This is a genomic window from Oceanimonas marisflavi, from assembly GCF_003049725.1.
GTDB lineage: Bacteria > Pseudomonadota > Gammaproteobacteria > Enterobacterales > Aeromonadaceae > Oceanimonas > Oceanimonas marisflavi.
Window position 1 is genome coordinate 1 of the sequence record NZ_QAGM01000026.1, and the last position, 22,278, is coordinate 22,278.

At 60.2% G+C, this 22,278-nt stretch carries 19 protein-coding genes; 5 read left to right on the forward strand and 14 right to left on the reverse strand.

Features of this window, described 5'->3' with window-relative positions; all coding sequences use genetic code 11:
• Nucleotides 1-278 precede the first annotated feature (278 nt).
• Nucleotides 279-494: a HigA family addiction module antitoxin gene (locus tag DA373_RS16645; RefSeq protein ID WP_408635787.1), complete on the forward strand. Its 216-nt coding sequence runs from the start codon at nt 279-281 to the stop codon at nt 492-494.
• Nucleotides 495-616: 122 nt separating this feature from the next.
• On the opposite strand, the gene DA373_RS13930 is transcribed toward DA373_RS16645, so the two are convergent.
• The 14 genes from DA373_RS13930 to DA373_RS13995 form a co-directional block, all read right to left on the reverse strand.
• Entirely contained in the window at nt 617-2,875 is a 2,259-nt protein-coding gene (locus DA373_RS13930) for a TOTE conflict system archaeo-eukaryotic primase domain-containing protein (RefSeq protein ID WP_198650323.1), read from the reverse strand.
• Between the two features lie 145 nt (nt 2,876-3,020).
• Entirely contained in the window at nt 3,021-4,100 is a 1,080-nt protein-coding gene (darG, locus tag DA373_RS13935; protein WP_107852915.1) for a type II toxin-antitoxin system antitoxin DNA ADP-ribosyl glycohydrolase DarG, read from the reverse strand.
• A 26-nt stretch (nt 4,101-4,126) separates the two neighbouring features.
• Nucleotides 4,127-4,771: a type II toxin-antitoxin system toxin DNA ADP-ribosyl transferase DarT gene (darT, locus tag DA373_RS13940; protein ID WP_107852916.1), complete on the reverse strand. Its 645-nt coding sequence runs from the start codon at nt 4,769-4,771 to the stop codon at nt 4,127-4,129.
• Nucleotides 4,772-4,789: 18 nt separating this feature from the next.
• Nucleotides 4,790-6,151, reverse strand: coding sequence for a tRNA uridine-5-carboxymethylaminomethyl(34) synthesis GTPase MnmE (mnmE, locus tag DA373_RS13945; protein ID WP_107852917.1), 1,362 nt, complete (start codon nt 6,149-6,151; stop codon nt 4,790-4,792).
• A gap of 114 nt (nt 6,152-6,265) precedes the next feature.
• The gene (yidC, locus tag DA373_RS13950; protein WP_107852918.1) at nt 6,266-7,927 is read right to left on the reverse strand and encodes a membrane protein insertase YidC; all 1,662 of its coding nucleotides are present in this window, start codon (nt 7,925-7,927) and stop codon (nt 6,266-6,268) included.
• Between the two features lie 4 nt (nt 7,928-7,931).
• Entirely contained in the window at nt 7,932-8,177 is a 246-nt protein-coding gene (gene yidD, locus DA373_RS13955) for a membrane protein insertion efficiency factor YidD (RefSeq protein ID WP_107852919.1), read from the reverse strand.
• Nucleotides 8,138-8,500, reverse strand: coding sequence for a ribonuclease P protein component (gene rnpA, locus DA373_RS13960; protein ID WP_198650324.1), 363 nt, complete (start codon nt 8,498-8,500; stop codon nt 8,138-8,140). The genes yidD and rnpA overlap by 40 nt, the downstream gene beginning before the upstream one ends.
• The gene (gene rpmH, locus DA373_RS13965) at nt 8,500-8,634 is read right to left on the reverse strand and encodes a 50S ribosomal protein L34 (protein WP_107852921.1); all 135 of its coding nucleotides are present in this window, start codon (nt 8,632-8,634) and stop codon (nt 8,500-8,502) included. The genes rnpA and rpmH overlap by 1 nt, the downstream gene beginning before the upstream one ends.
• A 253-nt stretch (nt 8,635-8,887) precedes the next feature.
• The gene (locus tag DA373_RS13970; protein WP_107852922.1) at nt 8,888-9,628 is read right to left on the reverse strand and encodes an amino acid ABC transporter ATP-binding protein; all 741 of its coding nucleotides are present in this window, start codon (nt 9,626-9,628) and stop codon (nt 8,888-8,890) included.
• Between the two features lie 10 nt (nt 9,629-9,638).
• Nucleotides 9,639-10,304: an amino acid ABC transporter permease gene (locus DA373_RS13975; RefSeq protein ID WP_107852923.1), complete on the reverse strand. Its 666-nt coding sequence runs from the start codon at nt 10,302-10,304 to the stop codon at nt 9,639-9,641.
• Between the two features lie 5 nt (nt 10,305-10,309).
• Nucleotides 10,310-11,068 carry an amino acid ABC transporter substrate-binding protein gene (locus DA373_RS13980; RefSeq protein ID WP_107852924.1) on the reverse strand — a complete coding sequence of 253 codons (759 nt, stop codon included), beginning with the start codon at nt 11,066-11,068 and terminating at the stop codon, nt 10,310-10,312.
• Between the two features lie 184 nt (nt 11,069-11,252).
• Entirely contained in the window at nt 11,253-12,197 is a 945-nt protein-coding gene (locus tag DA373_RS13985) for a LysR substrate-binding domain-containing protein (RefSeq protein WP_107852925.1), read from the reverse strand.
• 27 nt (nt 12,198-12,224) lie between these two features.
• A complete protein-coding gene (locus DA373_RS13990; protein WP_107852926.1) occupies nt 12,225-14,234 on the reverse strand; it encodes a CocE/NonD family hydrolase in 2,010 nt (669 codons plus the stop codon).
• Nucleotides 14,218-15,807 (reverse strand): BCCT family transporter, encoded by a 1,590-nt coding sequence (locus DA373_RS13995; protein WP_107852927.1) that lies wholly within the window; start codon nt 15,805-15,807, stop codon nt 14,218-14,220. Before DA373_RS13995 ends, DA373_RS13990 begins: the two co-directional genes overlap by 17 nt.
• Nucleotides 15,808-16,220: 413 nt before the next feature.
• Here DA373_RS13995 and dnaA point away from each other — a divergent pair, with 413 nt between their 5' ends.
• Genes dnaA through gyrB form a run of 4 tightly spaced genes read left to right on the forward strand, consistent with a single transcriptional unit; the run spans nt 16,221 to nt 22,240 of the window.
• Nucleotides 16,221-17,609 (forward strand): chromosomal replication initiator protein DnaA, encoded by a 1,389-nt coding sequence (gene dnaA, locus DA373_RS14000; RefSeq protein ID WP_107852928.1) that lies wholly within the window; start codon nt 16,221-16,223, stop codon nt 17,607-17,609.
• A gap of 12 nt (nt 17,610-17,621) precedes the next feature.
• Nucleotides 17,622-18,722 (forward strand): DNA polymerase III subunit beta, encoded by a 1,101-nt coding sequence (gene dnaN, locus DA373_RS14005; RefSeq protein WP_107852929.1) that lies wholly within the window; start codon nt 17,622-17,624, stop codon nt 18,720-18,722.
• A gap of 1 nt (nt 18,723) precedes the next feature.
• On the forward strand, nt 18,724-19,830 hold the full coding sequence (gene recF / locus DA373_RS14010; protein ID WP_107852930.1) for a DNA replication/repair protein RecF: 1,107 nt from the start codon (nt 18,724-18,726) through the stop codon (nt 19,828-19,830).
• Nucleotides 19,823-22,240, forward strand: a complete 2,418-nt coding sequence (gene gyrB / locus DA373_RS14015; RefSeq protein WP_107852931.1) for a DNA topoisomerase (ATP-hydrolyzing) subunit B — start codon at nt 19,823-19,825, stop codon at nt 22,238-22,240. Before recF ends, gyrB begins: the two co-directional genes overlap by 8 nt.
• The last annotated feature ends 38 nt before the right edge of the window (nt 22,241-22,278 follow it).

A 22,278-nucleotide genomic window follows, 5' to 3' on the forward strand; every position in this document is an offset into this window, starting at 1 on the left:
GGAAGCAAGTCCTTGATCCGTTCCCACTGGTCATCTCTCAGTACTGTACGCTCACTCATTTACACTCCGAAGGCCCTGATGCAAGTGGCTATCGGTAGGAGTTTACACTAATTGAGAACGCCACCTAGTAAGCTCGGTGAATGAAAACCGCTCCGTGGATAACGGCTGCCGCCCACAGGCCCAAAAACACGGGCCTGCTGGACGGACGCTGTTACCCACCTCTCCAAGATCCTCTCTAAAAACCTTTTTTGGATCTTTAAACAATGGAGGTGAAGGCAATGAGAACTACAAAACGTCGTCCAGTGACAGTGGGGCGAATGCTTGCCACTGAATTCCTGGAGCCGATGAACATCGAAATCAGCGAGCTGGCTAATGCCATGGGTGTTCACCGGAACACGCTGAGTCGCATCGTACACGATAAGGGAGCCCTGACCGCCCCCATGGCGATTAAGCTGGCGGCTGCGCTGGGCAATACCCCCCCGAGTTCTGGCTGAATATTCAGCATGCGGTGGAGCTCTGGGATGTACGGCACAGCGCCTAGAGCATGAAAGCGAAAAATGTGCGTCGGGTGGAGCCTCATTTTTCCCAAGGCAAGGCAATAGCCAGTTAAGAGGTGTTACAGCAGTGCCATCTGTTCCGACGTGACAAAGCGGTAGCCCATGGCCAGGTAGCCTTTCTCCCGCTTGTGGAACATTCTGAGCAACATGGGCAGGCCGGTGTCGACATAGTCATAGACAGTCACTTCCTGCTTGCCTGTGGCCTCCCTGTGAAGCCGGCCCGCATATTGGGCCAGGGTACCTTTCCAGGCGATGGGCAGGGCCAGAAACAGCGTATCCAGCCGGGGCAGATCAAACCCTTCGCCAATGTACTTGCCCGTGGCCACCACCACCTGCGCATCGGGCAGCATGGCCTCCACTTTTCTGCGTTCCTTCACGCCCATACCACCCCTGAGCACCACGGCGCTGAGGGCTGCATCAGACAGCATGCCGGCCAGCCTCTCGGCATGTTCCCGGCGTTCGGTCAGCAGCAGACAATTTCCGCCCTGGTTAACGCTTGCGATGACATCCTCAATAATTTCCTTATTGCGTATCGGGTTCTCGGCCAGCCAGCGGTACACAGTGGCAATATGGGGACGCTCTTCAGGCTGGCAGAGTTCGGCTGGCGGCGCTTCCTGGCGTTTTCGTACGATCACGTGCTGGTCAAAGCCTGATTGGTGATCGGACTGAGCCCGGTGACGGATTGAGCCGGCGGTCATCAGCATGATTTTCTGGTGTCCGTCCTGACGGTTTGGCGTGGCCGTCAGGCCAAGCACATATCTGGCGCTGATTTCATTGAGCAGCAACTCATAGCGAGGGGCCGAGATATGGTGGCACTCGTCGATAATGATCTGGCCGTAATCGCGAACGAACCCGGCAATGGTGTTGTCTTTTCGGTCGAGCAGGCTCTGATAGGTAGCCACATCCACCTGGCCAGTGGCCTTTTTCCTGCCGCCGCCGAACACACCGACAGTGACCCCTTCAAGAACGCTTTCCAGCCGCTCTTTCCATTGATCCAGCAGTTGCCGGCTGTGCGTCAGCACCAGAGTATTGACCTTGCGGCTGGCAATCACGCCGATGGCGGTGATGGTTTTGCCAAAGGCCGTGGGCGCATGAAGTATGCCGGTATCGTGTCGAGTGAGGGCATCGACAGCGGCTTGCTGGTTGTCTCTTAGCTGCAGCCTGAGCGTCAGCTGCGGCAAGGGCGAGCCTGTAACCCGGTGGTCTTCCATGTCCACCCGTATGTTCTGTTCGCGCAACAATGCCAGCACCTCGTCCAGACAGCCTCTGGGCACCGACAGGTAGCCCTGCTCGATGCGGGCGCAGGAGATATAGCGGGGAATGCCGTGGGTGGAAAAGCGCAGCGCCTGTGTCTTGAAGAACACCGGGTTGGCAAAGCTTGCCAGGCGCTTGATACGTGCCGCCAGTGGTGCAGGCATGTCGGCCAGCCTGATATACACATGATTGGCCAGGGTGACGGTGATGTGCTCAGGGCAGTTCGGCACCGGGCCCTTCTCTGTGTGCAGCCCCTGTTCCCAGGGAGCCGTGCCATCGTCGGTGGAGGCTGCATCGGGTGGCTCCCCCACCCATTCCTGCAGTTGGGCGGGGCTGACCCGTGTTAACTCGCGCAGAAATGCCCACTGGTCTTCATAAGGCTGCAGCTCGTCATTCACGAACAGGCTGCAGCCTTGAGCCCGAGCTTCGTATTGCAGGGGCAGGGCGATCAGGTTGCCAAAGCCACCCTGAGGCATCATGTCCTGATTGGGGAACAGGCGGTCGTAGGAGTCGAAGGATAAACCGGGGTGCAGCTCCATGGCCTTGTCGAGCAGTTTGAAGCCCAATGCCCGGGCAGACCATGCCGGCACCGGTGCCGAGAAAAATATCCATACATGGGCTCCGGCCCCGGAGCGGGATATCTCCAGCGCAAAAGGGATTTCCTCCTGGCGGCAGACTTGGGCCAGGGCTTTTACATCCGCCTGCCAGTCTGCCTTGTCAAAATCCATGGCCAGCAGATGGCAGTGATGGTCCGGCTGCAGAGGGTAGAGGCCGGCAACCAGTTTACCCGACAGGTGGGCGAACAGCACCTTGCTGTCCAGCGGAGTGAACCGGCGGTGAGGGCAGTCGCCGCACTTGATTTTTGGCTTTTGGCAGATGCCCTGAACCCATTCATTGCTGCAGACCACGGCATAACCAGCGCGGCCGTCGGCTTTCTCCCAGCGCACGGCGTGCACATCGGCACGACCGCGAAATAATCCCTGAAACAGCTCAACCTTTTGCTGCGGCGTCAGCTGCTCGGTAACAGGCTCAATCCGCAGTAGCTCTCGTCTGCGGGCAAGCAAAGCTGCCTTTTCACGTTCCAGTTCTGCAAGCCGGGTATTTATATTTGTTATTTCACTGTCTGGCTGAATATGTGGTTCCTTCCATCAGGCTGCTGGTTGTATGACATCACCAACTACTGAGTATCTACTGATTCCCCTGCAACTCTTAACTCGTTGCCTGTAAAGGCACCTGCTGCAGACGGTGCAGGGCCAGGCTCAGCTTGGGCCGGTCAAATAATCTGAGTTTACGGCGAGCCCATGGTTCACCTGCCGGCCATTTGCCAAGCCCTTCAATCAGGGCACCGGGCTCGGGTGTTGTGTGCTCTCTGGTCAGCAGCCAGTCTACGGTGGACAACAGCTCAAGCCCAAACGGAGACTCAAAACCGTCAATCAGCCGGGTTGCCTTGTTCAGCGCCGGTAAATAATCCCGGGCACTGGAGTTCAGATACGCTTCTATCTCGCTGCGTTTGGCATCGTTAAACCAGATGGCATCCAGCGGATCGCAGTCGTTGATGCGTTTGTCGCTTTTCAGGTAGCTGCCATCCAGCGCATTCAGCAGGTGGCGCAAACGGTCGGCATAAGGGCCATAGTTGTTGGCCTTGAAGCGAAGGTCGAGCGGGTTTTTCAGGCCTTCTGCCTCAATGGCCCGCTCCAGAAACCAGGCCAGCTTCTGAATTTCCAGCAGGCTGCATTCCATTCCCAGCACCCAGTAGCGGCGTACCAGTTCGGCAATCAGGGCGCGGGCGGGGGTGAGAGCTTCCACCCCCTTGGGCTTGGCAACATTCTGGTATTGAGCTGAAGGTTCATAGATAACAATCTCCACTCCCTCCAGAGCTCCCAGGGCCTGCTCGATATGAGGCTTAACGACTTCCCACTGAAGGCCGCCGTTGCCAGCGCCCAGAGGAGGGATGGCAATGCTTGTTACCTGGTTTGTTTCAATAAAGTGGCGCAGATCAGCCAGACCGTCGATAACCCACTGCAGCTGAGATTTGGCACGCCAGTGCTGCTTGGTGGGAAAGTTAACGATCCAGCGCGGGCCTATCAGCTCGCCGGTTTCGGTGACAAACATGCGTCCGGTCTGTACCTCGCCGGCCTTGCAGGCCCGGGCATAGGCGGCCATGTTGGCCGGAAAGCGCTCTTTGAACATCAGTGCGATGCCCTTGCCCATTACGCCAACCGTATTCACTGTATTCACCAGCGCCTCTACCTCGGCGTCGAGCAGGTTGCCGGTGGTGTAGCTGATCATTGCGTTCTCCTTCAAACGGCCTAGTTTCAAAAGTACCACTGAGGCATGCAGTGAATATCTAGTTGGACACCCAGTGTGGCCGTCTGTTCTTGTAATTCTGTCTTAATATCCGGGGTATAGCACACCGCGCCCAGCAGTGCCTTAACGGGCACATGACCATAAATTAGCGCTTCGGCCTGGTAGCGCTCTACCTTCTCGGGGTCGTTCGGGTCACGTTGAAAGTTGCGTTGCTGCAGTAGCGGCCAGTCGATGGCATTCAGCCGGGAGAGCTCATTGTAGTAATTTGCGGTTATGGTGTAGGCATGACGATCGGTAAACACGAAGGGCAGCCCCAGCCCGGTAATCCGGTGCAGACTGGACACCAGTATCACAATATCGGCGTTGGCAACATGGGCAACGCCACCCCGCCCAGTATGAATGTTGTACAACATGGGCGAAAAGGGTGTGAAGTAAAAAGGCACATAATCGTTCAGCATGCCGTGCGGTGGCAGCGGTACCGGCCGGTGTGCCCGGCGATCGATCAGCTCCTGGTTGCCGATGGTTATCCAGTCCGGTGCGCGGGCAAAACTATTGCCCGCATGCAGGCCGTTGCTCAGAATCCACGGCAGGTTGTGGCGGTGGGTAATTCGCCAGATCAGCGCCTTGCCGGGATTCAGATTTGTGTATGCCATCAGTAAAAAGATCTTGAGTTATTTGCCGATACAGAACGACGAGAAAATCCTTCCCAGCAGGTCATCGGAGGTGAATTCGCCGGTGATCTGGCTGAGCTGCTCCTGGGCCAGGCGCAGTTCTTCCGCCACCAGCTCGCCGGCCATGTACACCTCCAGCTGCTCTCTGGCCATGATCAGGTGCTGGTCGGCGTGGTGCAGGGCGTCCAGGTGGCGCTGGCGGGCGCTGAAGCCGCCCTCGCCACCGCCCTGAAAGCCCATGCAGGCCTTGAGGTGCTCCTTGAGCGCCTCCACCCCTTCACCGGTGCGGGCGGAAATGGGGTATACCGGGTGCTCGCCGTCGCTGCTGACGGTGAGCGCTTCACCGGTCAGATCCGCCTTGTTGCGCACCACCGTCAGGCCGATGTGGGCCGGCAGCCGGCCGATAAAGTCGGGCCAGATATCCTTGGGGTGCAGCGCCGTGGTGGTGGTGCCGTCCACCATAAACAGAATGCGGTCGGCCTGCTCGATCTCGGCCCAGGCCCGCTCGATGCCGATACGCTCCACCGCGTCGCTGGCCTCGCGCAGGCCGGCGGTGTCAATGATGTGCAGGGGCATGCCGTCCAGGTGAATGTATTCCCGCAGCACGTCCCGGGTGGTGCCGGCAATGTCGGTGACAATGGCCGATTCTTTGCCGGCCAGGGCGTTGAGCAGGCTGGACTTGCCGGCGTTGGGCCGGCCGGCGATCACCACCTTCATGCCTTCGCGCATAATGGCGCCCTGACGGGCTTCCCGCTGCACCTCGGTCAGCCGGTCCATGATGCCGTAGAGCTCGCCGGCGATTTTGCCATCGGAGAGAAAGTCCACTTCCTCGTCGGGAAAGTCGATGGCCGCTTCCACATAAATGCGCAGGTGAGTAAGCGCTTCCACCAGGCCGTGCACTCGGGTGGAAAACTCCCCCTGCAGCGACTGCAGTGCCGAGCGGGCGGCCTGCTCGCTGGACGCTTCAATCAGATCGGCAATGGCCTCGGCCTGGGCCAGATCCAGCTTGTCGTTGAGAAAGGCGCGTTCGCTGAACTCCCCGGCCCGAGCCGGTCGCAGGCCGGGCAGGGCGAGAATGCGGCGTACCAGCATGTCCAGCACCACGGGGCCGCCGTGGCCCTGCAGCTCAAGCACGTCTTCACCGGTAAAGCTGTTGGGGCCCTTGAACAGCAGGGCGATGCCCTGATCCAGCACAGTGCCCTGCTCGTCCCTGAATGGCAGATAGTCGGCGTAGCGCACTCTGGGCACTCGGCCCAGCACGGCCTGGGCCACGGCCTCGGCCTGGGGGCCGGATACGCGAATAATGCCGACGCCGCCGCGTCCGGGGGCGGTGGCCTGAGCGACGATGGTGTCGTTGGACATGGGTTCTGTTACTCCGGAATTAGCTGTTCAGTATGGCGGTGATGTCCGCTCAATAAAAAAGGCGGCCCTCAGGCCGCCCAGTGTATTGCGTTATCGCCCCTCAGGCCAGTCGCCTCAGGAGGCGGCCTTGCTGTGCAGGCCTTTCTTCTCCAGCTGGCGGAAGATATACCACTGCTGGGAGATGGTCACCACGTTGCTCACCAGCCAGTACAGGGTCAGACCGGCGGGGAACCACAGGAAGAAGAAGGTAAAGATGATGGGCATAAACTGCATCACCTTCTGCTGCATGGGATCCGTGATGGTGGTCGGGCTCATCTTCTGGATCATGAACATGCTGGCACCCATCAGGATGGGCAGCACGAAGTAGGGATCCCGCACCGACAGATCGTCAATCCACAGGAAGAAGGGCGCGTGGCGCAGCTCAACAGACTCCATCAGCACCCAGTACAGGGAGATGAAGATGGGCATCTGAATGAGAATGGGCAGACAGCCGCCGAGCGGGTTGACCTTCTCCTTCTTGTACAGCTCCATCATGCCCTGAGACATCTTCTGGCGGTCGTCGCCGTAGCGCTCGCGCAGGGCGGCCAGCTTGGGCTGCAGCATGCGCATCTTGGCCATGGAGGTGTACTGGGCCTTGGTCAGCGGATACATGATACCGCGTACCACAAAGGTGGTCAGAATGATGGCCAGACCCCAGTTGATCACAAAGCTCTGCAGGAACTGCAGCAGCTTGAACAGTGGCTGGGCAATAAACCACAGCCAGCCGTAGTCCACGGTCAGATCCAGGTTGGGGGCCACTACGGCCATTTCATCCTGCAGCTTGGGACCCAGCCACAGCCTGGCGGACAGGCTCTGTTCTGTGCCCGGGGCCACCGTGGTTGCCGGCGCCTTGAAGCCGATAATGCCCTGGCCCTGACCGTTCAGGAAACGGGTATAGAACTGGTTTTCGCCGTTTTCCGGAGCGACCCAGGCAGACACAAAGTAGTGCTGCAGCATGCCGATCCAGCCGCCTTCGGTAGTCTGGTTCAGGTTGGCTTCACGCACTTCCTTGAAGGCGTACTTGCTGTAGCGGGTTTCGCTGGTGGAGTAGGCCGGACCGCGGTAGGCAGAGGCCATCAGCATGCTGCCGCCGTCGTCACCGGGTTTGGTTTCGCTCTGCTTGAGCTGGGCGTAGAGCTGAGCCTGTACCGGCTTGTCGCTGCCGTTGCGAATATCGTAGTCAACACCCACTACGTAGCGGCCGCGCTCCAGGGTAAAGGTTTTGGTAAAGGTGACGCCGTCAGCGTTGGTGAAGGTCAGCGGCACGCTCAGGCTGTCTGCGCCCTCGGCCAGACGATATTCACGCTGCTCGCTCTGGTAAACCGGGCGACCGTCGGCGCTGGCGTCGGGGCCGTCACGACCGATCAGGCCGCTCTGGGCCACGTTGACGAAGTTGGTACCCTTGCTCAGCAGCACGAACTTGTCGTCGGAATTGAGCTCGTCGTTATGCTCCAGCAGCTCGGCGCGGACAATGTCGCCGCCCTGGGTGTCGATGGTCAGCTCCAGGGTGTCGGAGACGATGGTCACCAGCTGGCGACTGGCCGCCACGGAGACGTCGGTGGGAACTTCACCACCGGACTGGTCCGACTCGGGAATAAAGCTGTCATCGCCCGTGCTGGTTTGAGTGCTTTGCTGCGCCGTCTCTGGCTGGGGCGCCTTATCCGTCTGCCACTGTTGCCAGATGAGAAAGCTCACCAGCAGCAGCGCAATAACAAGTATGTTGCGTTGGGATTCCATAGTGTCAGTTTCTTCGCTTTGTCGGGACCGGGTCGTGGCCGCTTGGACCTAAAGGGTGGCATTTTAATAGACGTTTGATAGTTAACCAACCGCCTTTTGCAAAACCGTGGAGCTGAATGGCTTCTATGGCGTATTGAGAGCAGGTGGGAGTAAAGCGGCACCTGGGGCCGAGCAGGGGACTGATAACCAGCTGATAAACCCGGATCAGGCCTACGCCGAGTCTTTGCAACGGCGAGAGAGGGTGCGCCATAGCCTTTCCAGCAGCTCGAACAGTTCGTCGTTGGGCACGTCTCCGATACCTTTCTTGGCGATCACCACAATGTCGACCGGGGGCAGCTTGTGCTGCTTCAGGCGAAAGGATTCACGCGCCACCCGCTTTACCCGGTTACGCCATACGGCGCGCTTGAGTGCTTTTTTGGGCACGGCAAGACCAAGACGGGGGTGTTCCAGACCGTTGGGTTTGGCCAGCAGGGTAATATGGGGAGAGGCGGCTCGGACGGGATTGTCGAAGACGTTTTTGAATTGAGCGGGAGTTAACAGACGTAACTCCCGTGAAAAGGCGTACCGGGCCATCAGGCGCTCAGACGGGCACGACCTTTGGCGCGACGGGCACGCAGTACCTTGCGACCACCGGCAGTGGCCATGCGAGCACGGAAACCGTGGCTGCGCTTACGCTTCAGATTTGAAGGTTGAAAAGTGCGTTTCATTGTTATTACCGCTTCAGTTAACTGTACAGTTTGACCGCCGTGGCGAAAGGCGCGCTGCACCAACCATGACGACCCATAAAAGAGGCCGAATTCTAAACAGTTAAGTGCGTGTCGTCAATCGACATGGCATTGAATACCGAGCCGCCGCCGTTGCATGCATGGCAGAGCGGATCGATCCCGGATCCATGAGGATCGCGGGGCTGGCATTATACCCGCACCAGTGGTCTTGGCAACCAAAACCCCGCGATCGACCTTAGCCGGTGGGCAGCACCTTGCGCAAAAAGGCGCGGGTGCGCGGATCCTGCGGGTTGGTGAGCAGCTCGGCAGGCGGGCCCTGCTCAACAATACGGCCACCATCCATAAAGATCACCCGGTCGGCCACGTCCCGGGCAAAGCCGATTTCGTGGGTCACCACCACCATGGTCTGGTGCGCCAGCGCCAGCTTTTTCATCAGCCCCAGCACTTCGTCCACCCATTCCGGATCCAGCGCCGAGGTGGGCTCGTCAAACAGCATTACTTTGGCGTGGCTGGCCATGGCCCGGCCAATGCCTACCCGCTGCTGCTGGCCGCCGGACAGGGACGACGGATAGGCGCCGGCCTTGTCTTCCAGACCGATGTCGCCAAGAATGCGCAGGGCTTCGGCCTGGGCCTCGGCCTTTGGCTTTTTCCACACGGTGATCAGCCCCTCGGCGATGTTGTCCCGGGCGGTCTTGTTGGCGAACAGGGCGTAGTTCTGAAACACAAAGGAGGTGCGCTTGCGCAGCTCAATGGCCTGCTTGCCGCTGTGTCTGGCGAGATCGATGGCAAAGCCGTCTATCTCCAGACTGCCCGCTTCGGGGGTTTCCAGCAGGTTGAGGCAGCGCAGCAGGGTGGATTTGCCGGTGCCGGAGGGCCCCAGGATCACCACGATTTCGCCCTTGTTGATGTCCAGGCTGATGTCGTTCAGCACCGTCTGGCCATTATAGACCTTGGTCAGATTGCGTAACTTGATCATGTTGCCTCGGTTAATAAGCCGCGTTCAGGCGGCGTTCCAGCCGGCCCTGCAGGTGGGTAAAGAACACCACCACCGCCCAGTAGATCAGCGCCACGGCAATAAAGGACTCAAAGAACTTGAAGCTGCTGGAGGCTTCCTTCTGGGCCGTGGCCATGATCTCCGCCACCCCAAGGGTAAAGGCCAGCGAGGTGCTTTTGATCATGTCGATGAAGTAGTTCATCAGCGACGGCGTGGCAATGCGCGCCGCCTGGGGCAGAATTATGCGCTTCATCGCCTGGCCCCGGGTCATGCCGATGCTCATGGCCGCTTCCATCTGGCTTTTGTGAATGCCCAGAATGGCGGCGCGAATCGATTCGGCCATGTAGGCGGCAAAGTGCAGGGTCAGGCCGATCACGGCGGCGGTAAAGGCGTTCATGCCAATAAACACCGGAAAAATCTGGGGCAGGCCGTAATACAGCAAAAACAGCTGCACCAGCAGGGGCGTACCGCGGAAAAACGAGATAAACAGCCGGGCCAGGGCGTTCAGCCCCGGCAGCTCAAAGGTTCTGATCACCGCCAGGGTGCCGGCGATGATCAGCGCAAGAACAAAGCCCAGCAGCGCCATTTCCATGGTCGTGCCCAGATACTTGAACAGGATCGGAAACAGCGCCAGGGTGTAGTCGAGATCAAACTGCATGAGAGTTAGTCACTGGTGATGTCGGCGTTCAGCCATTTCTCGGAAATGGCCTTGAGGGTGCCGTCGGCACGCATCTCGGCCAGCGCCTGATTCACCTCGGCCAGCAGTGCCTGCTGCTCGGGCTTTTTCACAAAGGGAAAGGCGTTTTCCATGGTTTCAAAGGGCTTGCCCGCCAGCTGCAGGGGCAGACCGGCTTCGTTGATCAGCTGAATGGAGCCGACTCTGTCCATTACAAAGGCGTCAATCCGGCCCAAGGCCACGTCCTGCTCCAGATTGGTTTCGTAGGTGATGATATCGATCTCGTTATTGGTGTCGTGCTTGCGCATCAGCTGCTCAAAGTTGGAGCCCAGGTTGACCGCCACCTTCTTGCCCTTGAGATCGTCCAGACCCTGAATGCTGTCGTTACCCTTGCGCACCACGATCTGCACGCCGTCATACACATAGGGGTCGGCGAAGTCGTACTTTTCCAGTCGCTCGGGCGTAATGGTGATCTGGTTGGAAATGGTGTCGATGCGGCCGGTGTCGAGCATGCCGAACAGGCCGGAGAAGTTGGTGGTTACAAACTCCACATCCCGGTCGATGCGCTTGCCGATCTCGTTCCATACATCCACTTCAAAGCCCTGCAGTTCATCCTGCTTGACGAAGGTAAAGGGGAAGTAGCGGCCGGACATGCCCACCTTGACCGGATCGGCGGCCATGGCGGGGGCAATCAGGGTGGCGGACAGGGCCAGGGCGGCGCCCAGACGACGAAGGGATGCAAACATGATAACTCTCCTTATTATGAACCCGGACGAAAATGGCTGCGTCCGGCATCATTACAGCATAAATGACGGGGGTCTTTTTATACCAGCCGAAAGCATGAGGCCAGTTTTTTACCCTCATCGGTGTTAAAAAAGCACCGTATAACGGCAAGTGTGCAAAACGTATTCTTCCCGTGCTGGTAAGGGCTCACTGCGGCAGCAGCCAGCGCATAAACTGGCGGGCGGCCACCGAGGTGTGTCGATGGCTGGGCTCGAGCAGGCACAGATAGCCCTGACTGGGCATGCTCTCGGGCAGGGCCTGCACCAAAGCGCCCTCGCTCAGATAAGGCTCAAGCAAGCGCTCCCACCCAAGAGTAATGCCCTGACCGGCCAGGGCCGCCTGCATCAGCAGCAGGTAGCTGTTGGCCTTGAGAGTATGGGCCGGCGTGTGCCAGGGCTGCTCAATGCCGGCAAACCAGTCCCGCCAGGTGAGCCAGTCGTGGTAGTGATCTTCCAGCTCCAGCAGGGTGTGTTGCTTCAGCATCTGCTGTGGCTCGCCAATGGGGCCGTTTTGTTGCAGGTACGCCTCACTGCACAGGGCGATGACCCGCTCCGGGCCAAAGACCGGCCGAATGTTGACTCCTTCGGGCTCCCGCTCACCGGGCAGCAGATAATAGAGCGCCAGATCGAACTCGCTGGCATCGAGCCGGCGCGGATCTTCAGCCGTGAGAATACGAATATCCAGTTGCGGGCAGGCTTTTTTAAGCTCGGGCAGTCGGCGGGTCAGCCACATGGAGGCCACGGTGGGGCTTGACGCCAGGGTCAGCTGCAGGCTGCCCTGGCGCCGGGTCAGCTCGGCGGTGCCGCTGGCCAGCTGCCGCAGCAGGCCCTGCACCAGCTCAAAATAACGCTCCCCCGCCGGGGTCAGCGTTACGCTCAGGGCATCCCGGGTGAACAGAGGCCGGCCCAGACATTCTTCCAGCCGCTTGATTTGCCGGCTGACGGCGCTCTGGGTCAGGTTGAGTTCGGCGGCGGCCTGGGTAAAGCTGCGGCGGCGAGCCGCCGCCTCAAAGGCCTGCAGGCAGTTGAGGGGCGGCAGTGGCGAGATACGTTGAGACATGGCGGTGCGAGTACAGCTGGCAAATACAGTCATTACTCTACTCCCGCCAGTCGGTGATGGCTACTGGGCCTGGCGCGGAATGCGATATTCCCAGTGCTTGTCGTTAAAGGGCTCGTCATTGAGCCAGGCCTGCTGATGAGCCGTCAGGTAAAAGTACTGTTCATCACTGCGCATGTGGAGAGAGCTCTCCACCCGCACCTGCCAGTCATCCCGGCCGGCCCGGTACAGCCAGTGAATGTCGGCCTGCGTGGCGTCGGGATCCCAGGGGCGCGTGCGGTATTGCTCGGTGGCCTTTTGCTCCACCCAGAAGCCATGGTCGAGAAAGCGGTAGGTGCCCATGTCGTCGTCCACCTGCAGGCACACCTCGCCGGTCGCCACATCTTCGGTGATGGTGCGTTTGGGGGCGGGCTCGCGCAGATAGTCCATGTTTACCGGCTGCGCCGACTCGGGCCGCTCAAACGGATTGTCGATGGTCTCGCCTTCAAACACCGGCAGCAGCAGTTGCTGGGCGCCGGGAGCCAGGGTCAGGGTGGTCAGCTTGCGGCTGGGCCACAGCAGCGGGAAATGAGCGGTGGAGATGGCTACCCGCAGCTTGTGACCGGCGGGCACCTTGTAACCCATGTTGTCGAGCTCCACCTCGAACTCCATGTATTCGCCCGGCACCGGCGGGGTGACGTCGGCGCGGTCGTGACGCAGGCTCAGATTGAGGGTGCCGTAGCTTACCAGGGTGGCGCGGCCGTCGGGAGCCACGTCGCAGAGGCGCACCGTGACCTGGCCACAGTCCTGATCCACGGCAGCAGTCAGACGCACTCTGGGGTTGCCCAGCAGCGGCAGATCTTCGTTCAGAGGGGCGCTGTCAAAGCACAGCGACTGGGCGTCGTCCCGGCGCTGATCGGTGGGAAAGTCCGGACCGAACCAGATGGCGCAGTATTCGCCGCCGTGCACGCCCGTGGTCAGCGGCGAGCAAATGGACGCGGCTTCAGTCAGCGAGTGCTCACCTTCGCGCAGACCGCCGTCGGTCAGGCTGAAGGTTTTCTGGCGGACCTGTTGCGCCGGCCAACCCTCGGTCTGCACCCAGTCGCCGGCGCGGTGGGCGGCCATGGCCACCGGTGGCTGCGCTTCCTGCAGATAAAAGGTGCACTCGGGCTCGTCCATGATGCCGGTGTCGATGTCCTTGAGCCAGTGATCCCACCAGCGCAGCGCCTCCTGCAAAAAGCCGATGGCCGGATCGGGAATGGCAAAGTGGGGGTACTTGTGGATCCAGGGGCCAATCAGCGCCTTTTTCGGGCAGGTCAGATTTTCCATCATGCGTACTGGGGTGTTGCGGTAGGCATCGCCCCAGCCGCCAATGCAGTATACCGCGGCCTCGATATCGGCATAATTTTCACAAATGGAGCCGTGCTGCCAGTAGGTATCCCGGGTGCCGTGTTCGACCCAGGGATGGGCCATCAGTGGCATGTTCTCCAGCCGGTACTTCCAGCGATCCAGCCAGTCGTCACCCACCAGCCGCGGGTCGGGTACGGCAGCGGAAAAGCTCAGCATGGTGGCGGCCCAGCCCAGGTTTTCCAGCAGCAGGTTGCCGCCCTTGAAGTGCACGTCGTCGGCATAGCGGTCGTCGGTGGAGCAGATGGTGATAATCGCCTTCAGCGGCTCGGGCCGGCGCGCCGCCAGCTGCAGGCTGTTAAAACCGCCCCAGGAAATGCCCATCATGCCCAGCTTGCCGGTGCACCAGGGCTGGCGGCTGATCCAGTCAATCACCTCCAGGGCGTCGTCCTGCTCCTGTTTGAGGTATTCATCCAGCATCAGGCCATCGGACTCGCCATTGCCGCGAATGTCCACCCGCACGCAGGCGTAGCCGTGGCCCGCCAGATAGGGATGGGTGAGGGCGTCACGTACCGCGGTGCCGTCGAGCTTGCGGTAGGGCAGGTACTCCAGAATGGCGGGCACCGGGTTCTGCTCCGCGTCTTCCGGCAGCCAGATGCGGGCCGCCAGTTGGGTACCGTCCTTCAGCGGGATCAGGGTGTGTTCGATTTCGCGCACGTTACGGGGAAATTCATGCTTGATGTGCATTGGCCGGAATTCCTTCGGTGGTGGATGAATGAATGGTGCCGGTGTCGCGTGCGGCATGTGCGACCAGCGCCGGGTTGGACAGCCAGTGCCACAGTGAGCCGCTGGCCAGCAGAATAATGAACATGGCGGGCAGGCCGCCCAGATTGGACAGCATCTTGACGCCGTCGATGCCGACAAAGGACACCATCACCCAGGACACGGTGCCGATCACCGTGCCCCACAGCACCTTGATGCCCAGGCCGCTGTCGAGGTTGCTGTCGGCGGTCAGGCCCCGTGTACACAGGCCGCCAATGGCGTCTGTGTTGGAGTCGGCGGCGGTGACGTAAGAGATAAAGGCGATAAACAGCAGCAGCACAATCATCAGGTTGCTGCCCGGCAGCTGCTCAAAGATGTGGTAGAGCACATGCTCCACGCCCTTGCTGTTGAGCACCTCGTTGAGGCCGGCGGCCTGCTGCATGTCGAGGTAAATGGCGGTGCCGGAGAAGATGCAGATCCACAGAATGGCGAACAGCGCCGGATACACCAGGTTGATGTGAATAAACTCGCGCACCGTGTAGCCCCGGGCGATCTTGCCCAGAAACAGCGCGGTGACCGGGGCCCAGGCGAACCAGACCGCCCAGTAGAAAATGCTCCACCACTGGGGCCAGGCATCACCGGCGGCGGCGCCGGTAAACAGGCTGCGGGAGAAGAAGGTGTCCAGATACAGGCCCAGAGATTCTGTGCCCAGAGCGATCATGAAGACGCTGGGGCCGAAGATAAACATGAACACCCCAAGAAACAGCAGCAGCCAGGCATTGAGGGCCGACATGCGGGCGATGCCTTTCTTCAGGCCGCTGGCGGCGGAGAACACAAAGGTGGCCACGATCAGCGCAATGATCACGCCCAGACGAAACGGACTGGTATCGCCGCCCAGATATTGTCCGGCGCCGCCGGCCAGGGTGAGGGCGCCGGTACCCAGGGACGACGCCATGCCGGCCACCAGAGCATAGAGGGCGATGGCGTCGATCACGCTGCCAAAGCGGCGGGTGATCCGTGAGCCCAGCACCGGTTCCAGCATGCTGCCGATGGAAAAGCGCTTGCGCTGGTTATAGAAGGCCAGGGCGAACACCAGAGACGGAATGGTGTAGATGGCATAGGGGGTAAAGGACCAGTGCAGAAACATGGTGGCCATGGCAAAGCGGGCGGCGTCGGGGGAGCCGGCTTCCAGGCCGGCGCTTTCCGGCGGGCCAAACAGGTGGTAAAGGGGCTCGGCCGTGGTCCAGAACAGCACGCCCACCGCCAGGGTGGTGCACAGGGTAATGGAAAACCAGCGCCAGCGGCTCAGCAGGGGCGTGGCCTGGTCGCCGCCGATGCGAATGCGGCCCAGGGGCGAAAAGTACACCACCACCGCCAGCACCAGCAGGTAAAGGCTGCCCAGGCTGAACAGCCAGGAGAAATTGTCGAGAATGGCGCTGTTGAGCGACTTGGTGGTGGCGAGAAAGGTGTCCATATCCAGATAGCTGGCCACCAGGGCGCCCAGCAACAGCAAAAAGGTCGGCCAGAACACCAGAGGCCGTATATTGGTCAGTAACATAAAGAATCACTCCTTGATGGGATACTGCATATCCTGTTGATTCTGTTTGAAATAGAGTCAAACGGGCTGAAAAACCGGCAGCTATTTCAACATTCAGGCTCAGTGTGCAGAGCCGGCCTTTATGGCTCAAATGACATATGAGCACAAGGTCATGATCATTGAGAATGAGGGGCTCGTTGGAGGCTCTCTTGAAAGGATCTGCTTGCCGGACCGGATCCCTTGTTCAGGTGCCGGTATACAAAATGTGCGTAGCTTGTTTATAAAGCTGAGGATCCTGTGCATCAGGGTGTGACTTACTCACAGAAGTCAAGGATCATATTTTTCAGGATCGGCATGATCCGGCTAGAGATCCTCGAGGCTGGCAAGTAGAATGATCGCCCCCTAGATTGATCCCTTTTATTTCAGGAGTTCGAATGAGCGCTATGCTTTGGCAGCAGTGTCTTGCCCGGCTACAGGACGAATTGCCTTCCGCGGAATTCAGCATGTGGATCCGGCCGCTGCAGGCAGAGCAGGGCGACGACACCCTGACCCTGTTCGCCCCCAACCGTTTTGTGCTCGACTGGGTGCGCGACAAGTACCTGATCCGCATCAACGGCCTGCTGGGCGAGTTTTGCGGCAACCAGTGTCCCCAGCTCAAGTTCGAGGTGGGCAACAAGCGTGCTCAGGTGAACCTGATGGCCGGCGGCAGCAGCCATAAAAATGGCCACAGCAAGCCTCAGGCCCGGCCGCAGCTGGTGCCGTCCTGGAGCGAGCAGGCGGACGACAAGCCGCAGATCAATCACAAGAGCAACATGAACACCAACTACACCTTTGACAACTTCGTTGAAGGTAAGTCAAACCAGCTGGCCCGGGCCGCCGCCCGCCAGGTGGCCGACAACCCGGGTGGCGCCTACAATCCGCTGTTTCTCTATGGCGGCACCGGTCTGGGCAAGACTCACCTGCTGCACGCGGTGGGCAACGGCATTCGCGAGCGCAAGGCCGACGCCCGGGTGATCTACATGCATTCCGAGCGCTTTGTGCAGGACATGGTCAAGGCGCTGCAGAACAACGCCATCGAAGAGTTCAAGCGTTACTACCGCAGTGTGGACGCCCTGCTGATCGATGACATTCAGTTCTTCGCCAACAAGGAGCGCTCTCAGGAGGAGTTTTTCCACACCTTCAATGCGCTGCTCGAAGGCAATCAGCAGATCATTCTGACCTCGGATCGTTATCCCAAGGAGATCGACGGAGTTGAGGATCGGCTCAAGTCCCGCTTTGGCTGGGGCCTGACGGTGGCGATCGAACCCCCCGAGCTGGAAACCCGGGTGGCGATCCTGATGCGCAAGGCCGCCGAGAACAAGATCCACCTGCCCGACGAAGTGGCCTTCTTTATTGCCAAGCGGCTGCGATCCAATGTGCGCGAGCTGGAAGGGGCACTGAACCGGGTGATCGCCAACGCCAACTTTACCGGCCGCTCCATCAATATCGACTTTGTGCGCGAGGCGCTGAGAGACTTGCTGGCGCTGCAGGAAAAGCTGGTGACCATCGACAACATTCAGAAGACGGTGGCGGAGTATTACAAGATCAAGGTGGCGGATCTGCTGTCCAAGCGCCGCTCCCGCTCCGTGGCCCGGCCGCGCCAGCTGGCCATGGCCCTGGCCAAGGAGCTGACCAACCATTCACTGCCCGAGATCGGCGATGCCTTTGGCGGCCGGGATCACACCACTGTGCTGCACGCCTGTCGCAAAATTGGCCAGCTGCGGGAAGAGAGTCATGATATAAAGGAAGATTATTCCAACCTGATTCGAACCCTGTCTTCCTGATCGGAGAGCACCATGCAGTTTACCATCAGCCGCGAAGCCCTGTTGCGCCCCCTGCAACTGGTATCCAGTGCCCTGGGAGGCCGGCCCAACCTGCCGATCCTCAACAATATTCTGCTGAGCGTCGGCGACGACGCCCTGTCGATGACCGGCACCGATACCGAAGTGGAAATGGTGGCCCGGGTGCCGCTGGAAGGCAACGTCACCGCCGGCCGCACGACGGTGCCGGCGCGCAAGCTGCTGGACATCTGTCGGGGCCTACCCGACGGCGCCGGGCTGACCTTCAGCCAGGAAGGGGATCGTCTGCTGCTGCGCTCCGGTCGCAGCCGCTTCAACCTGTCCACCCTGCCGGCGGAAGACTTTCCCAATATCGAGGAATGGAGTTCTGAGCTGGAGTTCGACATCAACCAGCTGGCACTGAAGAAGCTGATTGAAGCCACCCAGTTCTCCATGGCCATTCAGGACGTGCGCTACTACCTCAACGGCATGCTGTTTGAAACCGATGGTCACAGCCTGCGCACCGTGGCCACCGACGGTCACCGTCTGGCTACCTGTCAGCGCGAGCTGGAGCAGGAACTGCCGGCTCAGCAGGTGATAGTGCCGCGCAAGGGCGTACTGGAGCTGGCCAAGCTGCTGGAGCACGAGGATCAGGACGTGCGCTTGCAGGTGGGCAAAAACAACCTGCGCGCCGTGACGCAGGGCTTTATTTTCACCTCCAAGCTGGTGGACGGTCGCTTTCCCGATTACCGCCGGGTGCTGCCCCGGGAAAGCGACAAGACCCTGATCTGCGATCGGGAAGGGCTCAAGCAGGCCTTTACCCGGGCGGCCATTCTGTCCAACGAAAAATTCCGCGGCGTGCGCCTCAACCTGCAGCAGCAGACCCTGAAGATCACCGCCAACAACCCGGAGCAGGAAGAGGCGGAAGAGGTGCTGGATGTCAACTATGAGGGCAGCGATCTGGAAATCGGCTTTAACGTCTCCTATGTGCTCGATGTGCTCGGCACCCTCAAATCGGAGCAGGTCAAAATCAGCCTGAAGGACGCCAGCAGCAGTGGCCTGATCGAAGCCGAAGACAACGGCGATGCCCTCTACGTGGTGATGCCCATGCGGCTGTAACATGGCCCTGCTCAACCTTCAGTTAAAAGACTTTCGCAATATTCGCCATGGCCGGCTGGTGCCGGCCTCGGGCATCAATGTGCTGGCCGGGCCCAATGGCAGCGGCAAGACCAGCATTCTGGAAGCCATTCACTACCTCGGCGTTGGCCGCTCCTTTCGCACTCATCTTACCGGTCGGGTTATTCAGCAGGGCGAGCCGGCCTTTACCCTGTTTGCCCGAGTGCAGCAGAGTGAGGGCGAGGGCCTGCCGGTGGGGCTGTCCAAAACCCGGGGGGGGGACACCCGGCTCAAGGTGGCGGGGCGGGTGGCCGAGCGCCTGGCCGATCTCGCCCATATTCTGCCCATTCAGTTGATCCACCCGGAAGGGTATAATCTGTTGACCGGCGGACCCAAATTGCGGCGGGCCTATCTGGACTGGGGGCTGTTTTATTCCCGGCCGGAATTTTTTGCCGACTGGGGGCGCTACCGGCGCTTGCTCAAGCAGCGCAACGCCCTGCTCAGGCAACAGCGGCCCTGGCGGGAGCTGGGCTACTGGGATCCGCAGCTGGTGGCGGCGGGCGAGGCGCTGAGCGCCCACCGCCAGGACTATGCCGACGCCATTGCGCCGGTCATTGCGGCCATTGCCGCCGACTTTCTGCCGGAATTCGAGTTCAGCTTCGATTTCTTTCGCGGCTGGGACCGGCAGACCGAACTGGCCACCGTGCTGGAGCAGGGCTTTGAGCGGGACGCCAGCCTGGGCTACACCCAGGCGGGGCCGCACAAGGCCGAAATAAGAATAAAAGCCCGGGGCATGCCGGTGCAGGATTTGCTGTCGCGGGGCCAGCTCAAGTTGCTGGTGTGCGCCATGCGTCTGGCCCAGGGGCTGTATTTAAAGCAGCAGTCCGGTCAGGACTGTATTTTTTTGATTGATGACTTTGCGTCCGAGCTGGACCAACACAAGCGGGGATTGCTGGCGGCGCGGCTGAAGGAGCTGCAGGCCCAGGTGTTTATCTCCGCCATCGACATCAGCCAGCTCGGCGACATGATCACACGGGATGACAGTAAGCTGTTTCACGTGAAACAGGGTGAAATCACCGAAACCCAGGAGTGCAAGCAAGCCAATGAGTGAACACACTTACGACTCTTCGAGTATCAAGGTATTGAAAGGTCTGGATGCGGTCCGCAAGCGTCCGGGCATGTATATCGGCGACACGGATGATGGCACTGGCCTGCACCACATGGTGTTTGAGGTGGTGGACAACTCTATCGACGAGGCCCTGGCCGGCCACTGTAAAGACATTGTCGTCACCATTCATGCCGACGGCTCTGTGTCCGTGTCCGATGACGGCCGGGGTATTCCGGTAGACATTCACGAAGAAGAAGGCCGCTCCGCCGCCGAGGTGATCCTCACCGTGCTGCATGCCGGCGGCAAGTTCGACGACAACTCCTACAAGGTGTCCGGCGGTCTGCACGGGGTGGGGGTATCTGTGGTGAACGCCCTGTCGGAAAAGCTGCAGCTGACCATCTGGCGTCACGGCAAGGTCCATGAGCAGACCTACCGCCACGGCGAGCCCCAGGCGCCGCTGACCGCCGTGGGTGAAACCAGCCGTTCCGGCACCCAGATCCGGTTCTGGCCCAGCCATGAGACCTTTACCGACACCAACTTCCATTACGACATTCTGGCCAAGCGTTTGCGCGAGCTGTCCTTCCTCAACTCCGGCGTGTCCATCAAGCTGCTGGACGAGCGTGACGGCAAGGAAGTGCACTTTCAGTACGAAGGCGGCATTCAGGCCTTTGTGGAATACCTGAACCGCAACAAGACGCCCATTCACCCCAAGGCCTTTCACTTCACCAGCGAGCGGGAAGACGGCATTGCGGTGGAAGTGTCGATGCAGTGGAACGACTCCTATCAGGAAAACATCTTCTGCTTTACCAACAACATTCCCCAGCGGGACGGCGGTACCCACCTGGCCGGCTTTCGCGCCGCCCTGACCCGTACCCTGAACGGCTACATGGACAAGGAAGGCTTCAGCAAGAAGGCCAAGACCTCCGCCTCCGGTGACGACGCCCGGGAAGGCCTGACCGCGGTGATTTCGGTCAAGGTGCCGGATCCCAAGTTCTCGTCCCAGACCAAGGACAAGCTGGTGTCTTCCGAGGTGAAAACCGCGGTGGAGCAGGCCATGGCCGAGCGCCTGCAGGAGTTCCTGCTGGAAAACCCCAACGACGCCAAGATCGTGGTCAACAAGATTATCGATGCGGCCCGGGCCCGGGAAGCGGCGCGCAAGGCGCGGGAAATGACCCGGCGCAAGGGCGCCCTGGATCTGGCCGGTCTGCCCGGCAAGCTGGCGGACTGCCAGGAAAAGGATCCGGCACTGTCCGAACTCTACATCGTGGAGGGTGATTCCGCAGGCGGCTCCGCCAAGCAGGGTCGCCACCGCAAGTATCAGGCCATTCTGCCGCTCAAGGGCAAGATCCTGAACGTGGAAAAGGCCCGCTTCGACAAGATGCTGTCGTCTCAGGAAGTGGCCACCCTGATCACCGCCCTGGGCTGTGGCATTGGCCGGGATGAATACAACCCCGACAAGATGCGTTATCACCACATCATCATCATGACCGATGCGGACGTGGACGGTGCCCATATTCGCACCCTGCTGCTGACCTTCTTCTACCGGCAGATGCCGGAGATCATCGAGCGCGGTTACGTTTATATTGCCCAGCCGCCCCTGTACAAGGTGAAAAAGGGCAAGCAGGAGCAGTACCTGAAGGACGAGCCCGCCATGCTGCAGTATCAGACCAGCCTGGCGCTGGACAACGCCACCCTGCATGTCAACGAGTCGGCCCCGGCCATCGGCGGCGAGCAGCTGGAAAAACTGGTGAACGACTACCGCAAGGTGCAGGAGCTGATCCAGCGTCTGTCCCGCCGGGCGCCGGAAGTGGTGCTGAACGAGCTGATCTACCAGCCCGAGCTGACCCTGGAGGCGCTGACCGATGAGAGCAAGGTAAACAGCTGGCTGGCGGCCATCAACCTGTCTCTGGAAAACAGCAACACCAACGGCACCCAGTACATTCTGGATGCGATGTTCTCGGAAGAGCGCAACTGCTACCTGCCGCGAGTGAAAGTGCGTCAGCACGGCATCGAGCGCGAGTTTCCGATCAGCTATGACTTCTTTGCCTCCGGCGAATACCGCAGCATTGTGGAGCTGGGCAAGGGCATCGCCAACCTGATCGAGGAAGGCGGCTATGTGAAGCGCGGCGAGAAGACCAAAACCGTGGACAGCTTTGCCGAGGCTCTGGAATGGCTGATGAACGAGAGCAAGCGAGGCCTCTATGTGCAGCGCTACAAGGGACTGGGCGAGATGAACCCGGAGCAGCTGTGGGAAACCACCATGGATCCGGAAACCCGCCGCATGCTGCGGGTGACCATCGAGGACGCCGTGGCCGCCGACCAGCTGTTCTCCACCCTGATGGGCGATCATGTGGAGCCGCGCCGCGACTTTATCGAGACCAACGCCCTGCGCGTGGCCAACCTGGATATCTGACAGCCGGTTTGTGCACCGACACAAAGGCAGCCTGCGGG

Excerpts from the sequence above, each read along its gene's own strand:
- DA373_RS16645 (WP_408635787.1), top strand. The coding sequence starts at position 279 with ATGAGAACTACAAAACGTCGTCCAGTGACAGTGGGGCGAATGCTTGCC.
- darG (WP_107852915.1), bottom strand. The coding sequence starts at position 4,100 with ATGATCAGCTACACCACCGGCAACCTGCTCGACGCCGAGGTAGAGGCG.
- darT (WP_107852916.1), bottom strand. The coding sequence starts at position 4,771 with ATGGCATACACAAATCTGAATCCCGGCAAGGCGCTGATCTGGCGAATT.
- mnmE (WP_107852917.1), bottom strand. The coding sequence starts at position 6,151 with ATGTCCAACGACACCATCGTCGCTCAGGCCACCGCCCCCGGACGCGGC.
- yidC (WP_107852918.1), bottom strand. The coding sequence starts at position 7,927 with ATGGAATCCCAACGCAACATACTTGTTATTGCGCTGCTGCTGGTGAGC.
- yidD (WP_107852919.1), bottom strand. The coding sequence starts at position 8,177 with ATGGCGCACCCTCTCTCGCCGTTGCAAAGACTCGGCGTAGGCCTGATC.
- rnpA (WP_198650324.1), bottom strand. The coding sequence starts at position 8,500 with ATGGCCCGGTACGCCTTTTCACGGGAGTTACGTCTGTTAACTCCCGCT.
- rpmH (WP_107852921.1), bottom strand. The coding sequence starts at position 8,634 with ATGAAACGCACTTTTCAACCTTCAAATCTGAAGCGTAAGCGCAGCCAC.
- DA373_RS13970 (WP_107852922.1), bottom strand. The coding sequence starts at position 9,628 with ATGATCAAGTTACGCAATCTGACCAAGGTCTATAATGGCCAGACGGTG.
- DA373_RS13975 (WP_107852923.1), bottom strand. The coding sequence starts at position 10,304 with ATGCAGTTTGATCTCGACTACACCCTGGCGCTGTTTCCGATCCTGTTC.
- DA373_RS13980 (WP_107852924.1), bottom strand. The coding sequence starts at position 11,068 with ATGTTTGCATCCCTTCGTCGTCTGGGCGCCGCCCTGGCCCTGTCCGCC.
- DA373_RS13985 (WP_107852925.1), bottom strand. The coding sequence starts at position 12,197 with ATGACTGTATTTGCCAGCTGTACTCGCACCGCCATGTCTCAACGTATC.
- DA373_RS13990 (WP_107852926.1), bottom strand. The coding sequence starts at position 14,234 with ATGCACATCAAGCATGAATTTCCCCGTAACGTGCGCGAAATCGAACAC.
- DA373_RS13995 (WP_107852927.1), bottom strand. The coding sequence starts at position 15,807 with ATGTTACTGACCAATATACGGCCTCTGGTGTTCTGGCCGACCTTTTTG.
- dnaA (WP_107852928.1), top strand. The coding sequence starts at position 16,221 with ATGAGCGCTATGCTTTGGCAGCAGTGTCTTGCCCGGCTACAGGACGAA.
- dnaN (WP_107852929.1), top strand. The coding sequence starts at position 17,622 with ATGCAGTTTACCATCAGCCGCGAAGCCCTGTTGCGCCCCCTGCAACTG.
- recF (WP_107852930.1), top strand. The coding sequence starts at position 18,724 with ATGGCCCTGCTCAACCTTCAGTTAAAAGACTTTCGCAATATTCGCCAT.
- gyrB (WP_107852931.1), top strand. The coding sequence starts at position 19,823 with ATGAGTGAACACACTTACGACTCTTCGAGTATCAAGGTATTGAAAGGT.